This is a genomic window from Acidovorax sp. SUPP2825, assembly GCF_030158995.1.
GTDB lineage: Bacteria > Pseudomonadota > Gammaproteobacteria > Burkholderiales > Burkholderiaceae_C > Paracidovorax.
Map to the genome: position 1 here is coordinate 21731 of NZ_BQXK01000019.1, position 24165 is coordinate 45895.

The 24165-nt window shown below is 61.8% G+C and carries 20 protein-coding genes; 3 read left to right on the forward strand and 17 right to left on the reverse strand.

Translation table 11 applies throughout. The features are described 5' to 3' along the window. Nucleotides 1–99: 99 nt before the first annotated feature. The 13 genes from tssC to AVAK2825_RS20010 all read right to left on the reverse strand — a co-directional run bounded on the left by tssC (nt 100) and on the right by AVAK2825_RS20010 (nt 17508). Nucleotides 100–1596 (reverse strand): type VI secretion system contractile sheath large subunit, encoded by a 1497-nt coding sequence (gene tssC / locus AVAK2825_RS19950; protein WP_272563858.1) that lies wholly within the window; start codon nt 1594–1596, stop codon nt 100–102. Between the two features lie 18 nt (nt 1597–1614). Continuing rightward, the gene (gene tssB / locus AVAK2825_RS19955) at nt 1615–2154 is read right to left on the reverse strand and encodes a type VI secretion system contractile sheath small subunit (protein WP_272563859.1); all 540 of its coding nucleotides are present in this window, start codon (nt 2152–2154) and stop codon (nt 1615–1617) included. Between the two features lie 313 nt (nt 2155–2467). Beyond that, entirely contained in the window at nt 2468–3475 is a 1008-nt protein-coding gene (gene tssA, locus AVAK2825_RS19960; protein WP_284402167.1) for a type VI secretion system protein TssA, read from the reverse strand. 74 nt (nt 3476–3549) lie between these two features. Continuing rightward, complete coding sequence (gene tagF, locus AVAK2825_RS19965; RefSeq protein WP_284402170.1) at nt 3550–4269, reverse strand: type VI secretion system-associated protein TagF; 720 nt, start codon at nt 4267–4269, stop codon at nt 3550–3552. Next, nucleotides 4251–7877, reverse strand: a complete 3627-nt coding sequence (gene tssM, locus AVAK2825_RS19970; RefSeq protein ID WP_284402172.1) for a type VI secretion system membrane subunit TssM — start codon at nt 7875–7877, stop codon at nt 4251–4253. The genes tagF and tssM overlap by 19 nt, the downstream gene beginning before the upstream one ends. Before the next feature lie 2 nt (nt 7878–7879). After that, nucleotides 7880–9220 carry a DotU family type VI secretion system protein gene (locus tag AVAK2825_RS19975; protein WP_284402174.1) on the reverse strand — a complete coding sequence of 447 codons (1341 nt, stop codon included), beginning with the start codon at nt 9218–9220 and terminating at the stop codon, nt 7880–7882. An 8-nt stretch (nt 9221–9228) separates the two neighbouring features. Then, a complete protein-coding gene (tssK, locus tag AVAK2825_RS19980) occupies nt 9229–10563 on the reverse strand; it encodes a type VI secretion system baseplate subunit TssK (RefSeq protein ID WP_284402176.1) in 1335 nt (444 codons plus the stop codon). 5 nt (nt 10564–10568) lie between these two features. Next, on the reverse strand, nt 10569–11138 hold the full coding sequence (gene tssJ, locus AVAK2825_RS19985) for a type VI secretion system lipoprotein TssJ (protein WP_284402179.1): 570 nt from the start codon (nt 11136–11138) through the stop codon (nt 10569–10571). A 29-nt stretch (nt 11139–11167) separates the two neighbouring features. Continuing rightward, nucleotides 11168–11956, reverse strand: a complete 789-nt coding sequence (locus tag AVAK2825_RS19990; protein ID WP_272563866.1) for a PP2C family protein-serine/threonine phosphatase — start codon at nt 11954–11956, stop codon at nt 11168–11170. Next, complete coding sequence (tagH, locus tag AVAK2825_RS19995) at nt 11953–14214, reverse strand: type VI secretion system-associated FHA domain protein TagH (RefSeq protein WP_284402185.1); 2262 nt, start codon at nt 14212–14214, stop codon at nt 11953–11955. The genes AVAK2825_RS19990 and tagH overlap by 4 nt, the downstream gene beginning before the upstream one ends. A 27-nt stretch (nt 14215–14241) precedes the next feature. Then, nucleotides 14242–14724 (reverse strand): TssQ family T6SS-associated lipoprotein, encoded by a 483-nt coding sequence (locus tag AVAK2825_RS20000; protein WP_284402187.1) that lies wholly within the window; start codon nt 14722–14724, stop codon nt 14242–14244. Between the two features lies 1 nt (nt 14725). Beyond that, entirely contained in the window at nt 14726–15544 is an 819-nt protein-coding gene (locus tag AVAK2825_RS20005; protein ID WP_284402189.1) for a PEGA domain-containing protein, read from the reverse strand. Beyond that, nucleotides 15541–17508, reverse strand: a complete 1968-nt coding sequence (locus AVAK2825_RS20010) for a serine/threonine protein kinase (protein WP_284402191.1) — start codon at nt 17506–17508, stop codon at nt 15541–15543. The genes AVAK2825_RS20005 and AVAK2825_RS20010 overlap by 4 nt, the downstream gene beginning before the upstream one ends. Nucleotides 17509–18139: 631 nt before the next feature. On the opposite strand from AVAK2825_RS20010, the gene AVAK2825_RS20015 reads away from it, so the two are divergent. Continuing rightward, nucleotides 18140–18622 (forward strand): Hcp family type VI secretion system effector, encoded by a 483-nt coding sequence (locus AVAK2825_RS20015; RefSeq protein WP_272563871.1) that lies wholly within the window; start codon nt 18140–18142, stop codon nt 18620–18622. A 239-nt stretch (nt 18623–18861) separates the two neighbouring features. On the opposite strand, the gene guaA is transcribed toward AVAK2825_RS20015, so the two are convergent. Next, entirely contained in the window at nt 18862–20481 is a 1620-nt protein-coding gene (gene guaA / locus AVAK2825_RS20020; RefSeq protein ID WP_284402196.1) for a glutamine-hydrolyzing GMP synthase, read from the reverse strand. Between the two features lie 75 nt (nt 20482–20556). Further along, nucleotides 20557–22032 (reverse strand): IMP dehydrogenase, encoded by a 1476-nt coding sequence (guaB, locus tag AVAK2825_RS20025; RefSeq protein ID WP_272552260.1) that lies wholly within the window; start codon nt 22030–22032, stop codon nt 20557–20559. A 105-nt stretch (nt 22033–22137) separates the two neighbouring features. Between guaB and AVAK2825_RS20030 the strand changes: the two genes are divergently transcribed. Further along, the gene (locus AVAK2825_RS20030) at nt 22138–22653 is read left to right on the forward strand and encodes a DUF4124 domain-containing protein (RefSeq protein WP_284402198.1); all 516 of its coding nucleotides are present in this window, start codon (nt 22138–22140) and stop codon (nt 22651–22653) included. Between the two features lie 72 nt (nt 22654–22725). Here the strand turns inward: AVAK2825_RS20030 and AVAK2825_RS20035 are convergent, their stop codons facing one another. Continuing rightward, nucleotides 22726–23082 (reverse strand): RnfH family protein, encoded by a 357-nt coding sequence (locus AVAK2825_RS20035; protein WP_284402201.1) that lies wholly within the window; start codon nt 23080–23082, stop codon nt 22726–22728. Continuing rightward, entirely contained in the window at nt 23075–23515 is a 441-nt protein-coding gene (locus AVAK2825_RS20040) for a type II toxin-antitoxin system RatA family toxin (RefSeq protein ID WP_284402203.1), read from the reverse strand. Before AVAK2825_RS20040 ends, AVAK2825_RS20035 begins: the two co-directional genes overlap by 8 nt. A gap of 140 nt (nt 23516–23655) precedes the next feature. Between AVAK2825_RS20040 and smpB the strand changes: the two genes are divergently transcribed. Continuing rightward, the gene (smpB, locus tag AVAK2825_RS20045) at nt 23656–24129 is read left to right on the forward strand and encodes an SsrA-binding protein SmpB (RefSeq protein ID WP_272568719.1); all 474 of its coding nucleotides are present in this window, start codon (nt 23656–23658) and stop codon (nt 24127–24129) included. The last annotated feature ends 36 nt before the right edge of the window (nt 24130–24165 follow it).

Consider the following 24165-nt stretch of genomic DNA (forward strand, 5'->3'; position numbering starts at 1 on the left):
TCAGGCACCCCGTGGTCTGCGCCCATCGAAAGTCAGCGCGGTGGTGAATCCACAGGCGTGGGAGTCATGACCCCTGACGCCTGTCGCAAGAGCGCTGGATCAGTTGCCGGCTTGCTTGACCGACGGCAGCTTGGAAACCAGGCGCAGCGAAACGGTCAGGCCTTCGAGTTGGTAGTGCGGACGCAGGAAGAACTTGGAGGTGTAGTAACCCGGGTTGCCCTCGACCTCTTCCACTTGCACTTCGGCAGCCGCCAGCGGCTTGCGGGCCTTGGTTTCCTGCGACGAGTTGGCTGGATCGCCATCGACGTAATTCATGATCCAGTCGTTCAGCCACAGCTCCATGTCGGAACGCTCCTTGAACGAGCCGATCTTGTCGCGCACGATGCACTTGAGGTAGTGCGCAAAGCGGCAGCAGGCGAACATGTAAGGCAGGCGCGCGGACAGATTGGCATTGGCCGTAGCGTCGGCGTCGTAGTATTCGGCCGGCTTGTTCAGCGACTGCGCACCGATGAATGCGGCCACATCGGAGTTCTTGCGGTGCACCAGGGGCATGAAGCCGTTCTTGGCGAGTTCCGCTTCGCGGCGGTCGCTGATGGCGATTTCGGTCGGGCACTTCATGTCCACGCCACCATCGTCCGTCGGGAAGGTGTGGGCAGGCAGGTTGTCCACCGCACCGCCGGACTCGACGCCGCGGATGGACGTGCACCAGCCGTAGTACTTGAACGAGCGGTTGATGTTCACGGCCATCGCATAGGCCGAGTTGGCCCAGCAATACTTGCTGTGATCGCCGCTGGCGGTTTCCTCTTCGAAATCGAATTCGTCCACCGGGTTGGTCTTGGCGCCGTAGGGAAGGCGCGCCAGGAAACGCGGCATGGCCAGGCCGATGTACTTCGAATCATCGGACTCGCGCAGGCTGCGCCAGGCGGCGTACTCGGTGTTGGTGAAGATCTTCGTCAGGTCGCGGGGATTGGCCAGTTCCTGCCAGGATTCCATCTGCATCATGGCGGGCGAGGCGCCGGAAATGAAGGGGCAATGCGCCGCGGCAGACACCTTGGCCAGTTCGCCCAGCAATTCCACATCGGTCGGGCTGTGGTCGAAGTGGTAGTCGCCCACCAGGCAGCCGAAGGGCTCGCCACCGAACTGACCGTATTCCTCTTCGTACACCTTCTTGAAGATGGGGCTCTGATCCCAGCCCACTCCCTTGTAGCGCCGCATGTTGCGATGCAGTTCCTTCTTGGAGATGTTCATCACGCGGATCTTGAGCATCTCGTCCACTTCGGTGTTGTGGACCAGATGGTGCAGACCGCGCCATGCGCCTTCCAGTTGCTGGAATTCGCTGTGGTGAATGATCTGGTTCACCTGCTCGGACAGCTTGCGGTCGATTTCCGCAATGATGGCCTGCACCGTTTGATAGGCGTCATCTGACAGCGTCGCGGAGGCCGCCAGGGCCTGCTGGGCCAAGGTCTGTACCGCGGCTTCGACGGCCTCGCGTGCCTGATCGGTCTTGGGCTTGAATTCTTTTTGCAGCAGCGAAGCGAATTCGTTGCCTTCGAGTGTCTGGGCGGCTGGTGCCGCTTCCATTTGGCGTGCGTTCATGGTCGGGTCACTCCTCGCTTATTTCACGTCCGTCGATGGTTCAGCGCTGTCGGCCGGCTTGGGCATGGCGGCGAGCGATTTGAGCAATGCCGGATCCTTCAAGACCTTGCTGATCAATTCTTCGGCCCCTTGCTTGCCGTCCATGTACGACAGCAGGTTGTGCAACTGCGTGCGTGCCTCGAGCATGGAATTGAGCGCACCGACCTTGCGGGCGATGGCCGCGGGCGAAAAATCCTCCATGCTGTCGAACGTGAGTTCGATGTGCAGGCGACCATCGCCGGTCAGGGTATTGGGCACGTTGAAAGAGACGCGGGGCTTGATGGACTTCATCCGCGCATCGAAATTATCGATGTCGATTTCCAGGAATTTGCGGTCGGCAATCTCCGGCAACGCTTCGACAGGCTTGCCGGACAAGTCGGCCATCACGCCCATCACAAACGGGATCTGCACTTTCTTTTCAGAGCCGTAGATTTCCACGTCGTATTCGATCTGGACCCGGGGCGCGCGATTGCGAGCGATGAATTTCTGACCACTCTTGCCCGTTTTGCTCAGTGTCATGATGTAACTTCTCTTTTCCTAGGATTTATAAAACGTGAGCGTAGGGTCTTGTGAAGGCATCGCAATTACAATGACTTCGCAACAACACCAACTTACAAATTCATAACAAAATGGAACACCCATTTGTTTGGGCGCGCCGTCTCACCGTTCTTGGTCGGCTGGATTACTACCCTGTTACTGGAACATACCGCAAAGAGGGTCCGCGGATCCAGGCTCCAACCCATGAATGGAACTTTGGACAGGCTGCAGTATCCGCACTGCGCTCCGTCCCGCAAGTATCTCCAGCCCTTCGCACCTAAATGCTACAAAACGTTTACATAGGGCTCTTCACCCCAGTGATATTTTCCACTTGGGCCACACTGTCTGGAGACAGTTCGCGAAGAATGTCCAGAAAGTCCAGGCCCATCAGCCGCACGGCCCTTCGGATCAGCAAGGGAGCAGGATTGGTAGGCTCGGTGCGTTCCAGAAATTCAGCAATCTCCATCAGGCGCGACACGGCATCGGACCGCGTGCGCAGCGCAAATCCCTGGTTGGCGGCGACAGCCACAAGCGTTTCAGCAGGTACGGCTCCCGCCTCTTCCACCGCGTCCGACACCGGCGCGGCAGCATCGGCATCCTTGGGAATCAGATCGCGAAGCACGCTGAACACGCCGCGAATCTGCTCCAGATCGGGTCGTTGGTCCGCGTCGAGTCGATCGCGGAAGATGGCTTGCATCGAATCGAAAGCCTCGCTGGCCACGACCCATGCGCGGAGCGTCTCGTTGCCCTGCCGCCAGGCGTCGAACACGGCACCACGCAATTGATCCAGCGACATCTTGATGGTGCCATCGGCTGCCGTGCCGCGCGCCAGGGCCTCTGCATCCCGGACATTGATCGCACCCGCAGCAGACCGCAAGAAATCCTGTTGGCGAAGATCCCGCAGTTGCCCGGTGACGTCGTTCAGCGAAGCCACCGCATTCATCCGCATGAAGTGATCGCCGTCTTCCGGCAGCGGATGGAGGTGATCCCAATGCTGGCTGAACATGGCAGACATCAGCTGCACCCCCTGGGACATGCCGCGAACGCCCTGCGTGTTGGTCAGGGCTTGGGACAGCTTCGCTACCACCCGGATGTCTTTGGTGCGAGACAGGAGCGCCGTGGAGCGCTTTTCCACGTCACGCCAGTCCGGTGGCTCCGCCGGGATCACGGTCTCGCCGAACTGCTGCTCCGGTTTGCCATTCGCGGCGTTTTCCAGGGCAAGAAACTCGGCGTCGTACGTCAGGTCCTCACCGCAAGGTGGGGCATCGCTGGTGGGCGCCAGCAGGGCGTCAAGATCGATCATTCAAATACCTGTCAGTTCGCATCGAAGATGCTCGCTCGGGCTCAATAAAAGAAGAAAGAAGGGCACCGACATGGCTAGGGGGCCTTTTTGAAAAGCCGAGAGAACAGATGGCCATCGAAGGCACCTCCGTGCTCCACCATTTCGCTGCCCCCCGCCGCATCGGACCACCAGACGCTGCGCGCCTGTTGCGAGCGCAAGATATCGCGCCCGGCGCTCCAGGGCCGGCCATTGACGATACCGCCACCGGACGATGGGCTCAGCCCCAGGTCCGCCAGGATGCCCGCCATCGAAGGCGCAGCCGCTGGTGCAGGTGCAGGCTTGTCTGCGTGAAACGGCCATGGCAACGAAGAAAGCCGTGCATCCAGTTCTTCCGCAGGCAGGGCCAGCCTGCGGGCCTCGATGATGGCGTCCCGCGTGCCAGAGAAGAACCGCTCCAGCGTCGGGTCGGATACCAAAGCGCTGGTCCGATCGGTGGCGATGGCCACCGCCGTGATGGGATAGCACCGCCCGATGCGGTCCGCACTCGGGGCCAGCACACCGCACACCGGCAAGGTCTTCCCGCCCAGGCTGGCAATGAAGAACCACAGCGGCGATTGAATGAAGCCAGGCTCCCATTGCCCCGGGCCCTGCGCGCGCAATTGCTCCAGCCCGCGGCTCAACCAGGCGTCCCATTCGTCACCGATGGCACGGGGCATCCTGCGTCCCACGAAATCGCCCTGCCCCGGCAGCTTTCCAAACCAGGCGATGCGGGACTGCACTTGCGGCGACGCTTGACTCACAGGTTGCCAGGACACTCGAACTCCTCCATGGCTTTGAGACGGAAAGGATTCAGCACGCTGCCTGTGGTGATTTCGAATCGCAGGCGCCGCCCATCGATATTGAAAGCCGCGATGAAGCGCTCAGGTGCGTTGCCAGGCAGAATCTGCGCCCGGTCGAAGAACCGGTGCAATGCCCAAGGTCCTTCGGTGACCAAGCCGGTGTTTTCGGCCCCCGATCCGGTCAACTGCAGCCGGACCTGCCCCGTGCCACGAGCACCCGGCCAGTTCACCGACTTCGGAATCTGAGGCCCGTGCTGGTAGCGCAGCACTTCGCCATCGACATCCAGCACCATTTGCGTGATGGCAGCATCCATCTCCAAGGGCTTGATGTCCAGCCGGATCGAGGGGGCCTTCCCGCCGGCCCGGAAGTAGACATCCCGAATGACGGAGGCGCGCTGGAACGAAGCCAGCGCGGCAGAGCCGCCCACTGGCGAACCGTCCACACCCTGCTTGAAGCTCCAGGGGTTGGTGGAAATATCGACCATCGGCTGCAGCGTGGTGCGGAAAAATTCATCCATGGTGCCGCCCACGGAGAACAGGCGGGCGAAGTCATCCGTCGTCACATCGCGGCCTGCGCTGCGCGTGAAGGGATAGCGACCCAGGATCGCGCGCCGGCAAAAGGCGCCGATCGTGGCGTTGAGATTACCGCCCACCGCGGCGCGCACGTCGCGACCCACGAAAGCCGAAGTGGCTCCCGCCAGATCTTCGTACATGACGTTGAGAGGTGGCGGCACGCGCTTGGCTTCCGTGCGTACCCGCTCCAGCGTGGCGGACAGCGAAGGCGGAACCGTGCCACCGGCACTGACCTGCTGCCGCGCCGATGCGATCACCGCCGCCGCCTCGTTCAGCACCTGCAGGCTCGCGGTCATGGGAGAAGGACCCGAGCCGTTCGAAGTAGCCAGCCGCCGATACTCGCGGAAGCGAAAATCGACCAGATCCGCCTCCAGCGTACCGCTGGAGGTCAGCCCCGCCACATTCACCTGCTTGCCGGTCAGGCGGCTCAACTGCTCCTGCTCTTCCTTGATGCGGTTGATTTTCTCGCCCAGCCAACTGCTGGTTCCGCCCCCCGCGGAAGGGCGCTGGCCGAGGGTGGTTTCCTTCGCGACGGCTCGAATGAACTGCTCCAGGCTGGAATTGGCGGCAGAGTACAGGCGAGCCTGCTCTCCCGCCTGATCGAGGGAGGCGATGCGCACCGGGCGCACATCGGCCAGGAAGTCCTCCCAGAGCTTGGCGTACTCCATCAGGTAAAGCCGCTTGACCTCGAGCGCCAGCTGACCGGTCAGCACTTCGTTGGCCGTACTGCGCCGCCCATCCGCCTTGCCCAGCACCCAGCTTTCCTCCTGGGACAGCAACGCCGTGACCTTGGGCAGTTCCTGCGCGAACGCCCCGTAGTACCCGTCATAGGTGAACAGGCCGGAAATGCCCTGGGTCAGCGGACGGCCACTGCGGCGGGAGAACACCTGTGGCGCCTCGGGACCGCTGGCGCGAACCACCGTGAATTCGGGCGGCAACGAATTGCCCGTGAGCAGCAATTGCTTGAGCCGGCTGTAGGCCCGTTGTGCCGGCGACATCTGGGCCAGCCGCTGGCGCACTTCGGCCACCAGCTGCTGATCCATCGGCACCGGGGCCACCAGCGCGCGGTCTTCCATCAGATTGTCGAGGTGATGCGCGAGCTGGTTGACGACGCCGGATTGCACCAAACCAGGCGGAAGAGACGTTTCCCAATCGTTGACCATCCATGCACGGATGGCCTTGGCATTGAAGCGCTCGGGCTCGTACAGCATCAGGTAGACCTTCAGCGCTTCGAAGCTCGCCTCCGGGTTGCTCGTGGACGTCTGCTGCAGCGACCGGCGCAAATGCCGGGACAGGCGCGGCAGCCAGGCATCTTCGAGCAGGCGCATGTAGGTGGCATCCGCAGCCGTCTGAACCTTGGGCACCTGCAGCAAGCCCTGACGCCAGCTCAACGGGGCGGAGTCGCCCTCGTAGCGTTGACTCACGGCCAGGGACTCCGCATTGTTCAACAGCGGCAGCAAGCTCACCATGTCTTCGGGGTCGGCGTCGCGGGCATCGTTGACCGCCTGCTTGAGCGCGGGAACCCGGTCTTTCACTTCTCCGATGTAAGCCACATTGTTGTCGTGGCTGACGGTCCAGGCGACGGTCACACCGACCAGGGCCAGAACCAGGGCAATGAGCCCCCCTGCCTGGGCAAGGCGCAACTGCCGTTCTTTCTTGGCATTGCGGCCAGTCAAGCCCGCTTCATTGAACATCACGCCTTTGAGCAGCGTTTCAATGAAATAGCTCTTGCCGCTTTTGGCCCCCACCGAAGCCCCTGCAGGGGAAGGAACCGCGAACCGGCGCGAGAGTGCCGAAAGCACCCGGTCAAATGGCATGCCCTCTTGCGTTCCGCTGGTGAAATACACGCCCCGGAAAAGCGGCTTTTCCTTAAACCGGGACGATGCGAAGATGGTGGAAAGCGTTTCCTGCAACACGTCGCGCAAACCGACGAACTGCTGCGGCAGGCCATAGATCAAGCCCCGGCGCGCCAGATCGGGCTCGGAGAGCAGGCGCTGCGGCAACAGGCGATTGATCTGCCCTGCCAGCTCGTCGAATTCAGCGCGGAAGCGGGCTGCCGGCTCCTCTTGCACACCCCCTTCGTTGTATGGGCTGGTGAACCCCCAGACCTGGGCCCGCTCCTCGCGATTCATGTTGCCGAAGAATTCGTTGAACCCGGCCAGCAAGTCGGTCTTGGTGACCAGCACATACACGGGGAACTTGATCGCAAGCTCTTCGCACAGTTCGCCCAGGCGCATGCCAATCAGCCGCGCCAGGCGTTCACGCTCCGCGTCGGTGCTGCTCAGCAACTCCTGAACACTCAACGTGACCAGCACGCCATTGACAGGCTGCCGCCCCCGGAATCGGCGCAGCAAGGACAAGAATCCGCCCCAGGCGGCCTTGTCTTGGGTCTCATCGCTTTCCTGGGTCGTGTAACGTCCTGCGGTGTCCAGAAGCACCGCCTGATCGGTGAACCACCAGTCGCAATTGCGCGTGCCACCCACGCCTCGAATCGAAGCCTTTCCGAACTGCGCCTCCAGCGGAAAATCCAGACCGGAATTGACCAGCGCCGTGGTCTTGCCCGAGCCGGGCGAGCCGATGATCAGATACCAGGGCAACTGGTAGATGTAGCGGCGATTCAGCCGTCCGAACCAGCCTTGTTCCGTTTGTCCAAAGCGCGTCTTGCTCAAAACGCTGATCGCTTCCTTGAAGCGGGTTTCGAGTTCGGCAACTTCTTCTTCCCCTGGACCGGCTTTTTCAGCCGGCCGGTCACCCGTGCCGAACCGGGCCAGTTGGGACAGCAGGCGAGCGTTCATCTGCTTCGCACGCCACCACTGAACCAAGAGCTTCAAGAACCAGAACGCGAAGATCGCAAAGATCAACCATCCACGGACCTGAGGGCTTTCCAGGGGTTGGTAAGGCTTGATGTAGATCAGCGGTCCGATGAACCAGATGACCAAGCTCAAGAGCACCAGTCCCAGCAGGACCAGCGTGAACCGGTTGAACAGGAAATCGAATATCTTGCGGAACATGCTTATTTTTGATTGGTGGCGCCGCCCCGGGGATTGGCACCCGGGGTGATCTGCAGCTCGCTGTCACGGGTCTGCGGGGCAACATGCAAAACGATCTCCACGCGGCGATTGAGCGCCCTGCCTTCCGGTGTGGTGTTGGGCGCCACCGGATCGCTTTCTGCGCGGCCTTCGGCATGCAACCGGCGCCCATCGGAGACGCTCTTCGTCAGCATGGTGGTGACGGCCTGCGCACGCTCCTGGGACAAATGCCAGTTGGAAGGAAACCGAGCGGTGCGAATGGGAGAGTTGTCGGTGTAACCATTGACCACCACTTTCCCTGACACCTCGTTCAACGCGGCGGCAATGCGCTCGATCACGCCGACATACCGAGGCTTCACCACCGTGGCCCCGGCATCGAACAAACCATCACCGCGCAGGATGATGATGCTTCGGTCGGCCAGGTCGTTGACCTCTACCAGACCCTCTCGAATTTCGGGCTCCAGGAACTGGCGCAACCTGGGCTTGGGCGCAGCGGCGATGACGGCAGGGGCCTGCGGAAGGCGAATGCCGTTGATCGAAGCGAACAGATCGTCGGACCGCGATGCCAAGCGGTAGTTGAACCAGAGGAAGATCAAAAACGCGATCAGCAAGGCCAGTGCGGCCGCTACCCAAAAAGGAATCAACGTCCAAGGCGGCACCGCCGCGCGCTGAACGCCACGCCAATGCAGCGACAAGGCACCGCTGCGGTCCCCCCTCGCCCCTTCGATGACCTGGAGCAGCCGGGCCTTGAGGCTCTCCAGCTGGCTCTTGCCGTTTTCGACGACGTGGTACCGGCCTTCGAAACCCAGCATCAGGCAGAAATACATCAACTCGATGAGGTCGATGTGCTGGTTGGGCGTTTGCACCAGCTTCGAGAGCAGCTGGAAAAACTTTTCACCGCCCCAGGTTTCGTTGTGCAACGCAACCAGAAGGCTGTACTTGGGCCAGACACCCGAGCCGCCCCAAGGGGTCTGCGCCGCCGCCTCGTCGATCGCCGTGCAGATGCAATACCGGGCGCCGATGATGGTCTCCATCGGCACGCCGGTGTTGCCGGCCCGGCTTTCGAACTGCCGGATGTTTTCCAGCAGAAACTGCTGAAATCCGCCAGGGTCGCCATTGGTGGCCATGGCCCGGATCTGAGGGATCAGATTCAGCAGCGTGTTGGAGGCAGCCACGAGGGGGTTGCCCCCGCTGACGACATCCGGAAGCGCCGTTTCGCGCACCGCGCCGCCAGAGGCTTGGGGTGCCGAGGCCCCAGCCCGAGGCGCGGCAGTTCCGGTGCCGGTATCGAAGGCAAATACATTGCCAGAGGTTTGAATGGACATATCGGTTCTTAACGGCGAATGGCCCACATCTCAAGCTGCAGTTCAGGAAACTCGCCGGAGACGTGCAAGGCCAGGCCGCCGGAGTTTTGAAGTTGGCGCCACAGGTCGTGCGCCGTATCCAACTCGAAATACGAGTAACCGGCGTGGTAGGGAATTTCGCGGGGAGCGACCGGCAGGGACCGCAGAGTGACGCCAGGCAAATGCAGATTGACCAAGTCCCGAATGCGCTCCACCGGGCCCAGTTTGATCTGGGTCGGAAAGTGCGCCCGCAGAAACTCCACCGTCGCCTGCGAATGCACCGCCAACACGAAGTCGCAACTGGTCAAGAGCTCGGTGCTCGGGATCAGTGCAACATGCACGCCATACTGGCGTTCCTGCAGTTCGATCTGGATGGCGTTTTGCTCCAGCACCGAAGACAGGCCACGCCGCAGCTCCAGCATCAATGGCAGGAAAGAGCTTCGCAAATCGTCATGGTCATAGGCAGGCATGGGCGCAGGACGCCGCTGGTCGCGCGTGAAAGTGGCCAGTTCGCCCGCCATTTTGAGAAGGTCATCGAACAGCCGCTCCGGATGGATGGCGCGGATCCGAACCCAGTGTTCCACCGCCGGCTCCCAGCGGTTCAGGAACTGGAGCATCAGGAAGTCGCCGACCTCCCCCACGCCGCCACGACCCGGCTGGGTCAAGCGCTCTTCCAACGCTGCGCCACGCTGGCGCAGCAGGCCAAACAGCTCACGGCAGAACACTGCGAGGTTGGACATGTCGGCATTGGTGACGACCGTGGGTATGAAGGTGGGGTCCAACAGCAGCGAGCCATCTGCGCGGCGCTCCACCACCTGCACCAACGGCAGGCTGACCCAGCCATCGGCAATGTCCTGCGATGCACGCAGTGCGAGCTTGATCTGTCCGACCTGCACCTCGGCCGCCTGCGCGCCGACGTCGTTGGAATCCGCCACTTCGATCACTTCTGCGGCATAGCGCACGAGCGCACTCGGCTCTGACCCCAGGGACACCTCAGCAGCCATGCGCCGGCGCATCGGCAAAGCCAGGTGAATGACCGTGTCTTTGACGTCTTTGCCGATGCTCAATGCGGGCGGAGGCTCGTCGTGATGGGGAAAGCTGAAAGGCGTGCCGTCCGGCAACACCCCTTCGGCAGAGATCAAGCCGATCTTGCCCAGCGCGAGAAGCTCCGTATCCAGGACGAGGCTCGAAAACCCCCAGAAGAAGAACTGCGTGGGCAGCGTGCGTGCCTGCACCAGAAAATCGGTGAATCGATCTTGCTGCTGAAAATGCTGAGGGCGCAAGAACATGCCCTCCGCCCATACGACCTTGCGCTGCCAGACCATGATAGTTACTGCGTTTTTTCTTGGATTTGAACTTTGACGGCGTCCTGGGAGACGGTGACCAGATATCGCACGGGCTTCAGGCGTTCGGTCTCACCCAGCCCCCACCAGCGCCGGCGCATCTCCACCGAATTGGGTGCCGGCGCAGTGGCGCGCCAAGTGCTTTTCTCCAGGTCACGGTAGCCCGCGAAAAATGCAAAGGCACGGACCTCGGCACTTCCCTTGCGCTCGAAGACGCGCCGCTCTCCGGGCACCACCAGAAACTCTTCGCGTCGCACGAAGTCGCTTGCCAGTTGCGCTTCGTCCTTTTCTTGCAGGTCTAGAAAACTGGCCTTGTCGAACGCCGCGGTGGCACGCAATTCGTACATCCGAAGCAAGATAGGCTTGGGAGCGCCATGCACATCGGGATTGAGCTTGGCATCGGCGACCACTTCGAAAATGGCCGGCGGAACGGCAGTAGGGGCTTCCTGGGGGCGATTCATCGAACTGATGACACCGCATCCGGCAAGGCCCAGTACACCGACACCCACGGCCCCTCCGAGCAAAGCACGGCGCAATCCATAAACCCGATCAAGCATCGTCGATTCCTTTGTTGGTAGAACTGTTTTCACAGCCCGTCTTCACTGGGTGACACCCAAATGGCGAATGCGCTGAAGTTGTCCTGATGCGGCTTCCCCTGCGCACGCAGCGTGGCCTCCATGTGCTCCAGCCAATCTTCCGGGTTCTGGCTGAGCCGCAATGCCTCTTCCATATCGTCTTCATGAATGCCTTCCCAAAGCCCATCCGAGCACAGCAGGAAGGCATCTCCTGCAACCAGATCGACGGCCTTGGAAAGCACCGTGGGAGGAATCTGCGACTCGGCCCCGATGGCGCCCGCAAGAACGCTTCGGTTCGGAAGATCCCGAGGGTCCTCGTTGCGATAGACCCCCGCGTGCAGCAGCTGCTGCACCACGCTGTGGTCTTCCGTCATGCGATGCACTCGCTGGTCCCTGAACCAATACAGGCGTGAATCGCCCCAATGCGCCCAGAGCGCACGGCCTTTGGCCAAGTCCAGGCACAGCAGGACCACCGTGGCACTCATGTGTCGGCGAGAAACCGACAACGGTTGCTCCACCGCGACCGTATGCTCGGCCAGCGAAATCAACGAGGCCAGGCCTGCGGGCGCGAACAGCGGGTTGTGGCGAAAGCCATCCAGAACCGCGTTGACCGTCAGCCGCGCAGCCAATCCGCCGTGGCCGTGGCCGCCAGCCCCATCGGCCAATGCGCAGCAAAACCCGCGGCCTCCCACATCCACCATTCCCAGGAAATCGTCATTGGTCGCGCGCGAGCCCCTGTCCGAGAGCGACGCTGCGGTGAGACGGAACCGATACTGATCGCCAACAACATGTGCAATCACAACTTGGCCTTTGCAGCGGCTTCCGCGTTCTCATAGGCTTCCAGGAAAGCCTGGCCAGAAAAGGCGGTGAGATCGTCCTCCGCATCCCGGCGGATGGCATCAAAGTTTTTCTTGTATTCGTCCCACAAAGCCGCCTTGCGGCCGATGGAGGAAACCTTTCCAAGCACCCCGCCGATGGAAGCAGCCTGCTTTTCCAGCTCGACCGGATCAAAGCGCGCCAGCGCCTCGGCATAGGCCGCCCGAATACCGGCCATCAATGCCAACTGGTGCACACACAGGTCCTGGTAGGCGTCCTTCATGGCCGGAACTGGCTGCATGAACCCCGGAAAATTCTGTCCAATCATCTGCATGATGACGCCATCCGGCGTGGGCAAGAACTTCAAGGGGTTGTTGGCACCGGAGGCGATCACCGTGACGCCCGCGCGAAACTCCCGCTTGATCTCGGAGCGGGCTGCCAGCAAGTCAATGGTTCCCTGCACTGCGACACGGAACGCCTCGCCAAAAGATCGCATGAACTCCGGCGTGAGCGTGGGCTCCAGTTTCTTCGGCAACACCCCGGCGCCATCCAGAAAAGCGGTGACCAACGCGCTCAACTCCGCGGGAGGCATGGCCGCCAGTCCTGGCAAGGTAGCCGGTGCAGGAAAGTCGGAAGAAGGCGAAGGCGAAGGCGAAGGCGAGAGTGCAGGTGCAGGTGCAGGTGCAGGTGCAGGTGCAGGTGCAGGTGCAGGTGCAGGTGCAGGTGCAGGTGCAGGTGCAGGTGCAGGTGCAGGTGCAGGCAAATTGGATGGCGGAAGCGGCTCCACAGGTGCCGCAAAGGACATGATTTCTTCCCGGTATTGCCGTGGCCGATCTTCCAAGAAGGCCGGCGGGACTGCACCTTTTTCCAAGACTGGCGACACCGGCTCGATGGGAGGCAGCCAATCGGAATCCGCTGCAAGCACTCCGCCTCCGAAGCTGTCCAGGTTCAGCCCTTCCACCTTGCGAAGGCCTGGCAAAGGCGCTACCAAAGGCTCGTTCGGTGCCGGTATCGCCAGATCGACAGGCGCGACCTTGGCCTTCGTGGAGGACACCGCCGCATCGACGCTGATGGCCTCGATTCCCAACGCCCCCACAGGAAGACGCTCGTCCATACCGCTTCCAGCAATCGCGCTCTTCGGCATGCTGAAAGCCTGCGATAGATCACATCCAGGCACTGCGAGTGAATTGTCTTGAAGGGCTGGCGTTTCGCGGTCCTGCTGGAACAGACGCAACGGGTCCAACTCGTTGCGGGGTTCAAGCGCCTTGGGCAGGCCTGTATGGGCAGGATTGTCCATCTGATGCTCGAAGCGTCCGGAGACCGGCAACGCTTTCAGCAACTCGTCATGGCGAAGATTGGCGACGTCCGTCAGACTCTTCGTCTGCAAGCCTCCGGCCCAAGGGTCGCCCTTTTGCGCCTGCTTCTTCGGGTCCTGTGCAAACAGATCGAAATCGTCCGGGATGACCAGTGCACGATGCGCAACTGCTGGCGCGCTCCGAGGCAATGGGGTGTCGTCCCATCCGGAAGGCAGCGGCGCAGTGGCAACCCCGGCGGTCGGAGATAGGTCTGCCGGCACCAGAGGCACTTGCAAACCGGCATCCCGAGACGCATCGGAGACCAGAGGCTCGGCTTCCACACCTGAAGGCAGCTCGGCAGTGGCCGCCTCTTCTTGCGGCATCGCCATGAACGCAGGCACGGCCGGCCGTTCTGCGTCGGCGGATGCCTCGATGGGATTTGAAACCAGGCCCAGGATGGCAAAAGGATTGCTGTCGCCCGCATCAGCCGGGGCTTGCAACTCCTCCAGCAGGCCGCTTGCAGGCGCCTGCGGAGCGGCACCGGGGGCCTGCAAGGGTGCGACCGGCGCAACGTCTGCTTTGACGGTTGGCGCGAGAGCTTGCGCCGCTGGTGCAGGCAAGGCCTGCCCTGGCAGCAACGCGTACAAGCGATAAGGACCGATGACCACTTCATCACCGATCGCCAGCGGCACCTCTTCGCCAGAGCGTACCTCTTGTCCAGCCACAGTGATGGAGCGGCGCTCGCACAGGTTGGCGATGAAAGCCGCCTCGGACTCCATGCGGACCATCGCATGCACGCGGGCCACACTGGCATCGGAGTCGGGCAGCACCAACTTGTTCTGCCCTCCTCGGCCGATGGTGCCTCCGGCAACGCCGAAAACTGCAGACCAAGTCCGATCCACTGCAAGATCGGCCTGTTGAGCGACTCTGAGTTCGACTTTATCCATGGACGGTGCCTGACTGATCCGCTTTGCTTAAGGGGCTTTTCGACTGCTGCGCTGCTTTGCACGGGCTGCCGCAGCGCGCGCCGCATTGAACTCCCGGCCCCAAACGGGGTGCCCCTTTTCCGCCTCGGTCAACTGAAAGGTGGGATCTTGTTCGAGCGCCAGATCGAAATGCTGGCGGCATTGCCTGAGCCGGCCCATCGCACAGTGGCTGAAAGCGATGAACTTGAGCACTTTCACCTGGGAGGCCAGCGGCAGTTCAGGAGCGCCGATCAAAGGGGTCAACGCAGCAATCGCATCGTCGTAACGACCATCTGCGTACACATCCAAAGCACGCGCCAGCGCTTGTTCCTTGGCTGCCACCGGATCTTGCTTGGCAGGTTCAGGCACGGCAGGCTGCTGGGTTGCGGCATCCGCCCCCGGCGTCGCCGCGCCCTGGGGGGGCGTCTGGCAGGCAGTCAGCAACAGGCCGAGCATGCACTGGCCAACAATCAAAGGAAATCTGTATTTCATGCTACCTCGCATCAAAATCATGTTCGATGGTGAACGTTTCACCATCGATGACCGTGATCACTTTCTTAACGGTTTCAAAGCCTGGATTAGACAACTCCAGCGAATGGGAGCCAGCCGACAACTTCAACTGCGTCAATGGAGGACTCACCCCCATCGCCTTGCCATCAACTTGCACATGGCCCCAGGGCGAAAGCCGAATGCGCACATTGAATGCGGCGTCTTTCTCTGCGGTCTTGAAAAGCGCGCTAACCGGCACGGAATTCGATGTCTGAGCGGCAGTCACCCGGGGTGCGGGAACCGCGGCTGCGGCGACCGCATCCGCGGCCCGGGCAGTACCAGGGGTTGTCCCAGGGACTGCAGAGGCATCCAGCACCGGTTTACCGCAGCGGGTGGCCCATCGTGCCTGCGAACGGAAATAAGCGCTGCTCCAGGGCGTGTTGTTGAGTTCATAACCATCGATCTTGAACGAAGGGCGTACCGCGAACGCCGCATCGAATTCCGATTCGCAGCGCTTGCCCTCTCCGTTCGTGCAATAGATGAATGCCAAATACTTATGCGCTGACGCGCGCTCCTGTCCATCCGGAAGGCCGGCAAACAAGGCCGATTGAAACGCTCGCTCGGCGGTCTGAAAGTCTTTGGCGTCAAACAGCGCAATGCCTTGACCCAAATATTGCCGCCCGGTGTTGACCGGGGACGTTTCAGCCCTGCTTGATGCAGCCTTTTCGTCGCAATCTGCAGCGGCGTGGAGCAACGGCGCGTGAATCAGCGCTACCAGACAAGCAACGCGTCCAAGCGCAATGAATGGCCTGAAATGAATCATTCGAACTTGTGCGTTAAAACGACCGACTCGCCCTTTTTCACCAACACCATCTGTGTCACGGTGGGTGCCACCGGGTTGGAGATGTCGATGCGGTGAAGCCCCTCGGACAGGGTCAACTGGGTCAAGGGTGGAGTCGTTCCTGCAGGAACCCTGTCGACCGACACGTTCCCCCATGGCATGACGCGCAAAATAATCTTGCCTTTGTTCTCGGCATCTGCCGTGCGGGTCGCCTGCGCAGGCACACGCGCCGCCTCTTCAGGCGTGGGCAGAGTACTCGGCGCTGCCGGGGCCGAAGCCGCCAACGTCGGCACGGATGCAGGAGGCACCTTCACGGGCGCAACATCCGCCACGACCATGGGTGCCGATGCGGCCACCACGGGCGCCGAAGCCGGGGCCTGCTGCGCCACGGGAGTGGAGGCCGGCGCCACGGCCGACGTCAGCGCAGCGATTCGCTCTTCGGCTTCAGCACGGTGCGCACCATTGGGAAAAAGACTCAAATAGGTCCGCAACGAATCGGGCGTATTGATGCGGGCGGCCAGCAGCCACTGGTCCGATTCCTGGGCATCCTGGGCCACGGCCGCTGTCTTTGCGGCGTCATCACCGCTGGTGATCCACCATGCACCACCTGCCACAACAACCAACGCAGCGAAGCCCAATGCAGGAATCAGCCACACGGGGCGCTTGGTGGGCGGGGTGTGCCCGGCACCTTGCTGGCTGGCTGCAGGCTTGGTTTTCCGGGAATGCGCTTTGGCAGATGACTCTGCAGAGGGCGATGGCGGCGCATGCACCGGCGCACTGGCAACCTTGGAGGGCCGAACTTCGGTGGATGGGCGGTGCTGGTTCGTGGTATCCAAGCCGGACACAACGGGGGCATGTGCCTCGCTGGGGACGGCGCCATGCCGCGCATCGGCGTGATGAGCAACCGGCGCAACGGCCTCTGCAGGAGGCTGCGGTGCAGTAAATGCCGCTGGAGCCGCGACCGCCGATGGGACGTGCACAGGCGCATCCATCGAAGGATCACTTTCCTCGGCCGCGCTGAGACCCATCAAACCGGAGCTGGGCCACGACAAGGTGACCGTCTTCAAACCCAAGAGGTGCCGCAGATCGCCGATGGATTGCGGGCGGTCCTGCGGTTTGATCGCCAAAGCGTGGTGCACGCCACCGAGGAATCTGGCACTGAAACCTGGACAGTTTTCAGGCACGAGGGTGGACACCGGATCGTTGATCATCCGAGCCACCGACGTCGCGGGCGGGCGACCGGTGATCGAGAGATAAAGCAACGCGCCCAACTGGTAGATGTCCGTCCAGGCGCCTTGCGGCATGGCGCCGTCATCGACGTACTGTTCGATGGGCGCAAAGCCCGGCTTCAAGACCATGGTCAGGGCCTGGGTCATGTCCCCGATGATTCGACGCGCTGCGCCGAAATCCAGCAGCACCGGCATGCCGGAAGATTGCAGGAAAATGTTGTCCGGCGCGATGTCCCGGTGATAGCAGTCCGCAGCGTGCAACATCTCCAGCACATCGAGGATGGGGGCGATGATGGTCGACAGCCATTGTTCGTCCATGGCCTTCGGCTGCTGGTTCAAAAACGTCCGGAAAGTCTGGCCTTCGTAATACTGCATGACCATGTAAGCAGTACCGTTCGCCTCAAAGAAGCGATAGACATGCACCAGCGCAGGATGCGAGAACTTCGCCAACAGACGCGCTTCGTTGATGAAACTGCGCAACCCCGCATCGAAAGCACCACGGTGCTGGGAGCGGACGTGGATCTGATTGGACTCCTTGCGGCCCGCCAACGTCGATGGCATGTACTCCTTGATCGCCACGATGCGATCAAGACTCAAGTCTCTGGCCCGGTAGACGATGCCAAAGCCGCCCTCTCCAATGACATCGCTCAGTCGGTATTCACCAACCTGGACACCGGGAGCCAGGCAGTTCGCCGAACCACTTATTTCCTTGTGCATGTTTTCACGCTTTTGCGCATCTATGTCGTGGAAGTTGAAGAACGAATCAAGTCAACTCTGAGTGACCTGCGCACCGAGCCCCAAGGCAGAGATGAAAAGCAGGGGCACTTGCCGCCAAACAGGCCAAGCGGGATTGTGGACGGGGTTCTTGCACGCACGACCCGGGCCTAGCCCTGGCGTGCTGCCGCAGCATCATAGAACAGCGATAGGCCCGGGATGCTGTAGACCCCTCAGATCGCAGCATCCAAAACAAGACCCCTTGCCATCACGCCCATTTTTTTGGAAGTGGCGAGTCTACCTTCACATGCGGTAAACCCGTTACCTATTGAAGCCAATTCAAACCACAAAACAAATTGTTTCTTCTGTTTCTTTGGGGCGCCAATTAGTCCGAACTTGTATCGCCGAAATGACACGCGGCACTCTTATGATCGCCGGCAGATAAACAGATCACGGATCGGCATCGCAATCGCGGTCCAGAGGGAGATCGCCCGCACAGGCATTTATCGTCTCCCCTTGCTGCCTTTCTACACAGTGACTGTTTCTTCAGGTCAGCGCGTCCCGTCTGTTGAAGGGCCCGCAGACTTTTCATTGACTTTGCGTACCAAACATCGCAACTACAGGAGAAGCAATAATGTCAGTCGATATGTTCATGAAGGTCGAAGGCGCCAGCGGTGAGTCGCAAGACTCCAACCACAAGGGCTGGACTGACATCAACTCGTTCACCTGGGGTGCCACCCAGCCGAACTCCATGGCCAGCGGCGGTGGTGCCGGCGCCGGCAAGGTCACTTTCCATGACCTGAACATCGTGGCCTCCATCGACAAGTGCTATCCGGCCGTGCTCAAGCACTGTTCCACCGGCAAGCACTTGGGCCAAGTGGAAATCTCTCTTTGCAAGGCCGGTGGCACGCAAATCGAATTCGGCAAGATCACCCTGACCGACGTGATGGTGACCAGCGTGACCGTCAGCGGTACCGATGGCAGCGACTCTGTCCTGGTGAACTATGCTTTTCAGGCAGCCAAGGTCAAGACCCAGTACTGGGAACAAACCAACCAAGGCGGCAAGGGTGCGGAAAGCCAAATGGGCTTCAACATCAAGGAAAACAAGGAAGCCTAATACCCTTCTTGTCCAACAAAAAAAGCCACATTCGTGTGGCTTTTTTTATGGCTTGCTTTTTTCTTCAGCGATCCATTATTCGGAGTCGGACCCACCTTATCGTGGGCTATATCCATACACGCCTGACCGTTATAAATTGCGCCCCGAATGAAAGTCAAAGACGCAAATCAGAACCAACCGCCAGCGGTTTAGATGCCCCTGGCAATGGGACATTCGCTCCATAGCCATCGAGGGCCAGTTCACTCCCACTCAATAGTCGCTGGCGGCTTGCTGGAGACGTCGTAGGTCACTCGATTGATCCCACGCACTTCATTGATGATCCGTCCGGACACTTTCTTGAGCAACGCGTAAGGCAGCTCTGCCCAATCCGCGGTCATGAAGTCACTGGTTTGCACGGCGCGCAGGGCCACCACGTAGTCATACGTGCGCCCATCGCCCATGACACCCACGCTTTTCACGGGCAGAAATACGGTGAAGGCCTGACTGGTCAACTCGTACCAGCTCTTGCCAGTGCCTGGATCGATGAAATTGCGCAGCTCCTGAATGAAGATGTCGTCGGCGCGCCGCAGTAGATCGGCGTATTCCTTCTTCACTTCGCCAAGAATGCGCACGCCCAGGCCCGGCCCGGGGAATGGATGGCGGTACACCATTTCGGGCGGCAGCCCGAGGGCGACGCCCAGTTCGCGCACCTCATCCTTGAACAGATCGCGCAGCGGCTCCAGCAGTTTCAAGCCAAGCTGCTCAGGCAGACCGCCGACGTTGTGGTGGCTCTTGATGGTGACGGCCTTCTTGCTCTTGGCGCCACCCGACTCGATCACATCGGGGTAGATCGTGCCTTGCGCGAGGAAGGTGGCGCCCTTGTGGCCCTTGTCGCCCGCCTTGAGCTTGGCGGCCTCTTGCTTGAACACCGTCACGAACTCGCCGCCGATGATCTTGCGCTTGGCTTCCGGGTCGTTCACGCCTGCCAGCTTGCCCAAGAATAGATCGCTCGCATCGACGCGAATGACATTCGCATGCAGCTTGCCCTGGAACATCTCCATGACCAAGTCGCCTTCGTTCAAACGCAGCAGGCCGTGGTCCACGAAAACGCAGGTCAGCTGATCGCCGATGGCGCGGTGAATCAGCGCGGCGGCCACCGACGAATCGACCCCACCGGACAGCCCCAGGATGACTTCTTCGTCGCCCACCTGGTCTCGGATTTTCTGGACCGCTTCGGAGATGTAGTCCCCCATGATCCAGTCGGGACGCACGCCGCAGATGCCGAGCACGAAACGCTCCAGCAGCGCCTTGCCCTGCACGGTGTGCGTGACTTCAGGATGAAACTGCACCGCATAGAACTTGCGCTCTTCATCCGCCATCCCGGCGATGGGGCAGCTCTCGGTGCTGGCCATGAGCTTGAAGCCCGGGGGCAGTTCCGTGACCTTGTCGCCATGGCTCATCCACACATTGAGCATGCCGTGGCCTTCTTCCGTGGTGAAGTCGGCAATGTCGCGCAGCAGTTCGGTGTGGCCCCGTGCACGCACCGCCGCGAAACCGAACTCGCGCTTGTGCCCGCCCTCGACCTTGCCGCCCAGTTGGTGGGCCATGGCCTGCATGCCGTAGCAGATGCCCAGGACGGGAACGCCCAGTTCGAACACGGCTTGCGGGGCCTTGTCGGTGGTGTCCTCGTACACGCTGGCATGGCTGCCGGAGAGGATCACCCCTTTGAGCGAGCCGTCCTTGGCATATTCGCGGATCCATTCATCCGTGACATCGCAGGGGTGCACTTCGCTGAGCACATGCGCCTCGCGCACTCGGCGCGCGATGAGTTGGGTGACCTGGGAGCCAAAATCGAGGATGAGGATTTTCTGGTGTTGCATGGCAGGCGGCAGGGAGAGGAAAAAACAAAGGCCCGAACACCGCAAGAAGGGTTCGGGCCTGTGGTGGCGACAAGATCAGTCGGCGCGGTAGTTCGGCGCTTCCTTCGTGATCTGCACATCGTGGACATGGCTTTCGCGGATGCCTGCGGTGGTGATCTCGACGAACTCGGCCTTGTTGTTCATTTCTTCGATCGTGGCGCAACCGCAGTAACCCATGGCGGCGCGCACACCGCCCGCCATCTGGAACACGATGGAGACCATCGACCCCTTATAAGGCACACGGCCTTCGATGCCTTCCGGCACCAGTTTGTCCGCATTGGGGTTGCCCGTGCTGGATTCCTGGAAGTAACGGTCCGCACTGCCCTGCTGCATGGCGCCGATGCTGCCCATCCCGCGGTAGCTTTTATAACTGCGCCCCTGGAACAGGATGACCTCGCCCGGCGCTTCTTCAGTGCCGGCGAACATGCCGCCCATCATCACGGCGCTGGCGCCGGCCGCCAACGCCTTGGCGATATCGCCGGAGTAACGGATGCCGCCATCGGCGATGAGAGGAACGCCCGTGCCCCGGAGCGCCGTGGCCACGTTGTCGATGGCCATGATCTGCGGCACGCCCACACCCGCCACGATGCGGGTCGTACAGATGGAGCCTGGGCCGATACCGACCTTGACACCATCGGCGCCGGCTTCCACCAATGCCAGCGCAGCAGCGCCCGTGGCAATGTTGCCGCCGATCACGTCGATCTGCGGGTAGTTCTGCTTGACCCAGCGCACCCGGTCGATCACGCCCTTGCTGTGGCCGTGGGCCGTGTCCACCACGATGGCATCGACTCCGGCCTTCACCAGCGCTTCCACGCGCTCTTCCGTGCCCTCGCCCACGCCGACAGCCGCGCCGACTCGTAGGCGGCCAGCGGCATCCCGGGCGGCATTGGGAAAGCTGGTTTGCTTGGTGATGTCCTTGACGGTGATCAGGCCCTTGAGCTCGAACGCGTCATTGACCACCAGCAGCCGCTCGAGCTTGTGCTTGTTGAGCAAGGCCTTGGCCGCAGCGGGAGAAGTGCCTTCCTTCTCGTTGACGGTGATGAGCTTGTCGCGCGGCGTCATGATTTCATGCACCTTGACGTCGTAGCGCGTTTCAAAGCGCAGGTCGCGCCCCGTCACGATGCCGACGACCTTGCCACCGTCGCACACCGGAAAACCCGAAATGCCCAGTTGCTCCGACAGTTGCGACACCTGCAGGACGGTGTGCTCGGGCGTGATGACGACGGGATCGCGAACGACACCGGACTCGTACCGCTTGACCTTAGCCACGTGGGCGGCCTGCTCCTGCGGCGTGAGGTTTTTGTGCACGATCCCCATCCCGCCCTCTTGCGCGATGGCAATGGCCAGGCGCGCTTCGGTGACCGTGTCCATGGCGGCGGACACCAGCGGCAGGTTCAGGGAAATATTGCGGGAGAGTCGCGTCGCGAGGGACGTGTCCTTGGGGAGGACCTGGGAGTACGCTGGCACCAGCAACACATCGTCGAAGGTGAGCGCTTTTCCAAGAAGGCGCATGAGAAAGCTCCAAAAAAAGGATTGTACCTGCGGGCCGTGAGCGTGCTCGCGTTGTGGCTTGGCAACCATGGCGCCAAGGGGCTTCGGCCGCTAAACTTGCGTCGCATGAAAACCTCCCAGCTTCTTTTGGCCGCCCTCGCCTGCACGTGGGCCATGGGCGCTGCGGCGCAATGGCAGTGGATCGACAAGGACGGCCGCAAGGTCTACAGCGACCGGCCGCCGCCAGCGGAGATTCCGCAAAAGAGCATTCTCAAGCAGCCCGGCGGCAATGCGATCTCGGCCCGCCCGGCTGCCGTGCCGCCTGCGGCGGATGGGGCGTCTGCCGCCATGGCGGCAGCCAGTGCGCCACGCCCCACCGGGAAAGACAAGGAACTGGAAGAGCGCAAGGCCCAGGCCGACGCGGCGGAGGCCGCGAAGAAGAAGGCCGACGAGGAGCGCCAAGCCAAGCTGCGGGCCGAAAACTGCGAGCGAGCGCGGCAATCCAAGGCAGCGATGACATCCGGCCAATTGTTCAGCCAGACCAATGCACAGGGAGAGCGCGTGTTCATGGACGAGTCCGCCAAGGCCGCGGAGGCCCGCCGCGCCGACAGCGTGATCGCGTCCGAGTGCGCGCCGCGCTGAGCCGGGCAAAACCTGGCACGGTCACTGGATGACCACCCGCAAGGGCATCTCGCCCCGCGTGCCCGCCAGCCCTCAATAGCCGGCCTTCGCACCCGGCCTGCGCTGCGCGAACAGGCCGGTGGACCGGGCCCCCTGGCGGGCGAAACGCTCGCGCCGCGCCACCTTGGGGTCCACCACCAAAGGCCGGTACAGCTCCACCCGGTCCCCGTCCTGCAAAACCTGGTCGGGCGCCACCACCCTGCCCCATACGCCGCAGGCGCTGCCGCCCGCAGCCAGCCCGCAGGCCTTCAATGCATCGGCCAGGGTGGAGCCCCTGGGCAACGGCAAGACCCGCTCCACGGTCGATCGGGGTGCCGAGGAGTGCACCACGGTGACCGTCAGCCACTCCACCGCCGCCCCAGCAGCGGATGTGTCCGGCCTGTCAGCCATACACCTGCTCGGCGCGCTGGATGAACGCGTCCACCATCGTGCCGGCAATGCGATCGAAAATGGGCCCGACCAAGGCCGCCAGCGCCACGCTGTCGAAACCGTAGTTCAACGTGAGCTCGACCTTGCAGGCGCGTTGCGAGCCGTCTCCCACCGGGTGAAAGATCCAGTCGCCGTCCAGCTGGGAGAACGGCCCTTTGACCAGGCGCATCTGAACGCGGCGCCCGGCCTCCTGCGTGTTGCGCGTGACGAATGTCTTGCGCAGCCCGCCCAGCGCGATGCCGACCTCGGCCGTCATGCCTTGCGCGTCCTGGTCCAGCACGGCCGCATGGTCACACCAGGGCAGGAACTCCGGGTACTTGGCCACATCGGTGACGAGGGCGAACATTTCCTCGGGGCTGTACCAGATCAGGACGGACTTGTTGACGTTTTTCATGGATGAAGCAAGGCGCCATGGGCAAAGGGCCGGATGCCCTACGGAGGGCCTGGAGCGCGTGGGCCTAAAATCTTGGAAGCGAGACGACAACGATTGTAGGGAGGGCTTTCATCTCCCGGTTTGCGCCGCACCTATAGCCCATGGCCAAAAAACCCGAAACACAGTCCCGCATCGCCGACAACAAAAAGGCAGCCTACAACTACTTCTTCGAGGAACGCTACGAAGCCGGCATGGTGCTGCACGGCTGGGAGGTCAAGGCACTGCGCGAAGGCAAGGTGCAACTGACCGACGGCTACGTCGTGATCCGCGAAGGCGAGCTGTTCCTGATCGGCTGCCAGATCAACGCCCTGAAGACCGCCTCGACCCACGTCAGCCCCGAGGCGGCGCGCACCAAGAAGCTGCTGCTGCACCGGCAGGAGATCGACCGCCTGATCAACAAGGTTGAGCAAAAGGGGTACACGCTGGTGCCGCTCAACCTGCACTGGAAGGATGGCCTGGTGAAGTGCGATTTTGCGCTGGCCAAGGGCAAGGCGGAGCACGACAAGCGCGACACCATCAAGGACCGTGAAGGCAAGCGTGAGGTCGAGCGCGCCATGAAAAGCCGCCACCGGTAATTTTTTCGGCGGCACCGGGAATAAAAGCGCATCCTT

What these genes read in the sequence shown, in the direction of transcription:
- tssC (WP_272563858.1), bottom strand. Translation starts at nt 1,596, where the DNA reads ATGAACGCACGCCAAATGGAAGCGGCACCAGCCGCCCAGACACTCGAA.
- tssB (WP_272563859.1), bottom strand. Translation starts at nt 2,154, where the DNA reads ATGACACTGAGCAAAACGGGCAAGAGTGGTCAGAAATTCATCGCTCGC.
- tssA (WP_284402167.1), bottom strand. Translation starts at nt 3,475, where the DNA reads ATGATCGATCTTGACGCCCTGCTGGCGCCCACCAGCGATGCCCCACCT.
- tssM (WP_284402172.1), bottom strand. Translation starts at nt 7,877, where the DNA reads ATGTTCCGCAAGATATTCGATTTCCTGTTCAACCGGTTCACGCTGGTC.
- AVAK2825_RS19975 (WP_284402174.1), bottom strand. Translation starts at nt 9,220, where the DNA reads ATGTCCATTCAAACCTCTGGCAATGTATTTGCCTTCGATACCGGCACC.
- tssK (WP_284402176.1), bottom strand. Translation starts at nt 10,563, where the DNA reads ATGGTCTGGCAGCGCAAGGTCGTATGGGCGGAGGGCATGTTCTTGCGC.
- tssJ (WP_284402179.1), bottom strand. Translation starts at nt 11,138, where the DNA reads ATGCTTGATCGGGTTTATGGATTGCGCCGTGCTTTGCTCGGAGGGGCC.
- tagH (WP_284402185.1), bottom strand. Translation starts at nt 14,214, where the DNA reads ATGGATAAAGTCGAACTCAGAGTCGCTCAACAGGCCGATCTTGCAGTG.
- AVAK2825_RS20000 (WP_284402187.1), bottom strand. Translation starts at nt 14,724, where the DNA reads ATGAAATACAGATTTCCTTTGATTGTTGGCCAGTGCATGCTCGGCCTG.
- AVAK2825_RS20005 (WP_284402189.1), bottom strand. Translation starts at nt 15,544, where the DNA reads ATGATTCATTTCAGGCCATTCATTGCGCTTGGACGCGTTGCTTGTCTG.
- AVAK2825_RS20010 (WP_284402191.1), bottom strand. Translation starts at nt 17,508, where the DNA reads ATGCACAAGGAAATAAGTGGTTCGGCGAACTGCCTGGCTCCCGGTGTC.
- AVAK2825_RS20015 (WP_272563871.1), top strand. Translation starts at nt 18,140, where the DNA reads ATGTCAGTCGATATGTTCATGAAGGTCGAAGGCGCCAGCGGTGAGTCG.
- guaA (WP_284402196.1), bottom strand. Translation starts at nt 20,481, where the DNA reads ATGCAACACCAGAAAATCCTCATCCTCGATTTTGGCTCCCAGGTCACC.
- guaB (WP_272552260.1), bottom strand. Translation starts at nt 22,032, where the DNA reads ATGCGCCTTCTTGGAAAAGCGCTCACCTTCGACGATGTGTTGCTGGTG.
- AVAK2825_RS20030 (WP_284402198.1), top strand. Translation starts at nt 22,138, where the DNA reads ATGAAAACCTCCCAGCTTCTTTTGGCCGCCCTCGCCTGCACGTGGGCC.
- AVAK2825_RS20035 (WP_284402201.1), bottom strand. Translation starts at nt 23,082, where the DNA reads ATGGCTGACAGGCCGGACACATCCGCTGCTGGGGCGGCGGTGGAGTGG.
- AVAK2825_RS20040 (WP_284402203.1), bottom strand. Translation starts at nt 23,515, where the DNA reads ATGAAAAACGTCAACAAGTCCGTCCTGATCTGGTACAGCCCCGAGGAA.
- smpB (WP_272568719.1), top strand. Translation starts at nt 23,656, where the DNA reads ATGGCCAAAAAACCCGAAACACAGTCCCGCATCGCCGACAACAAAAAG.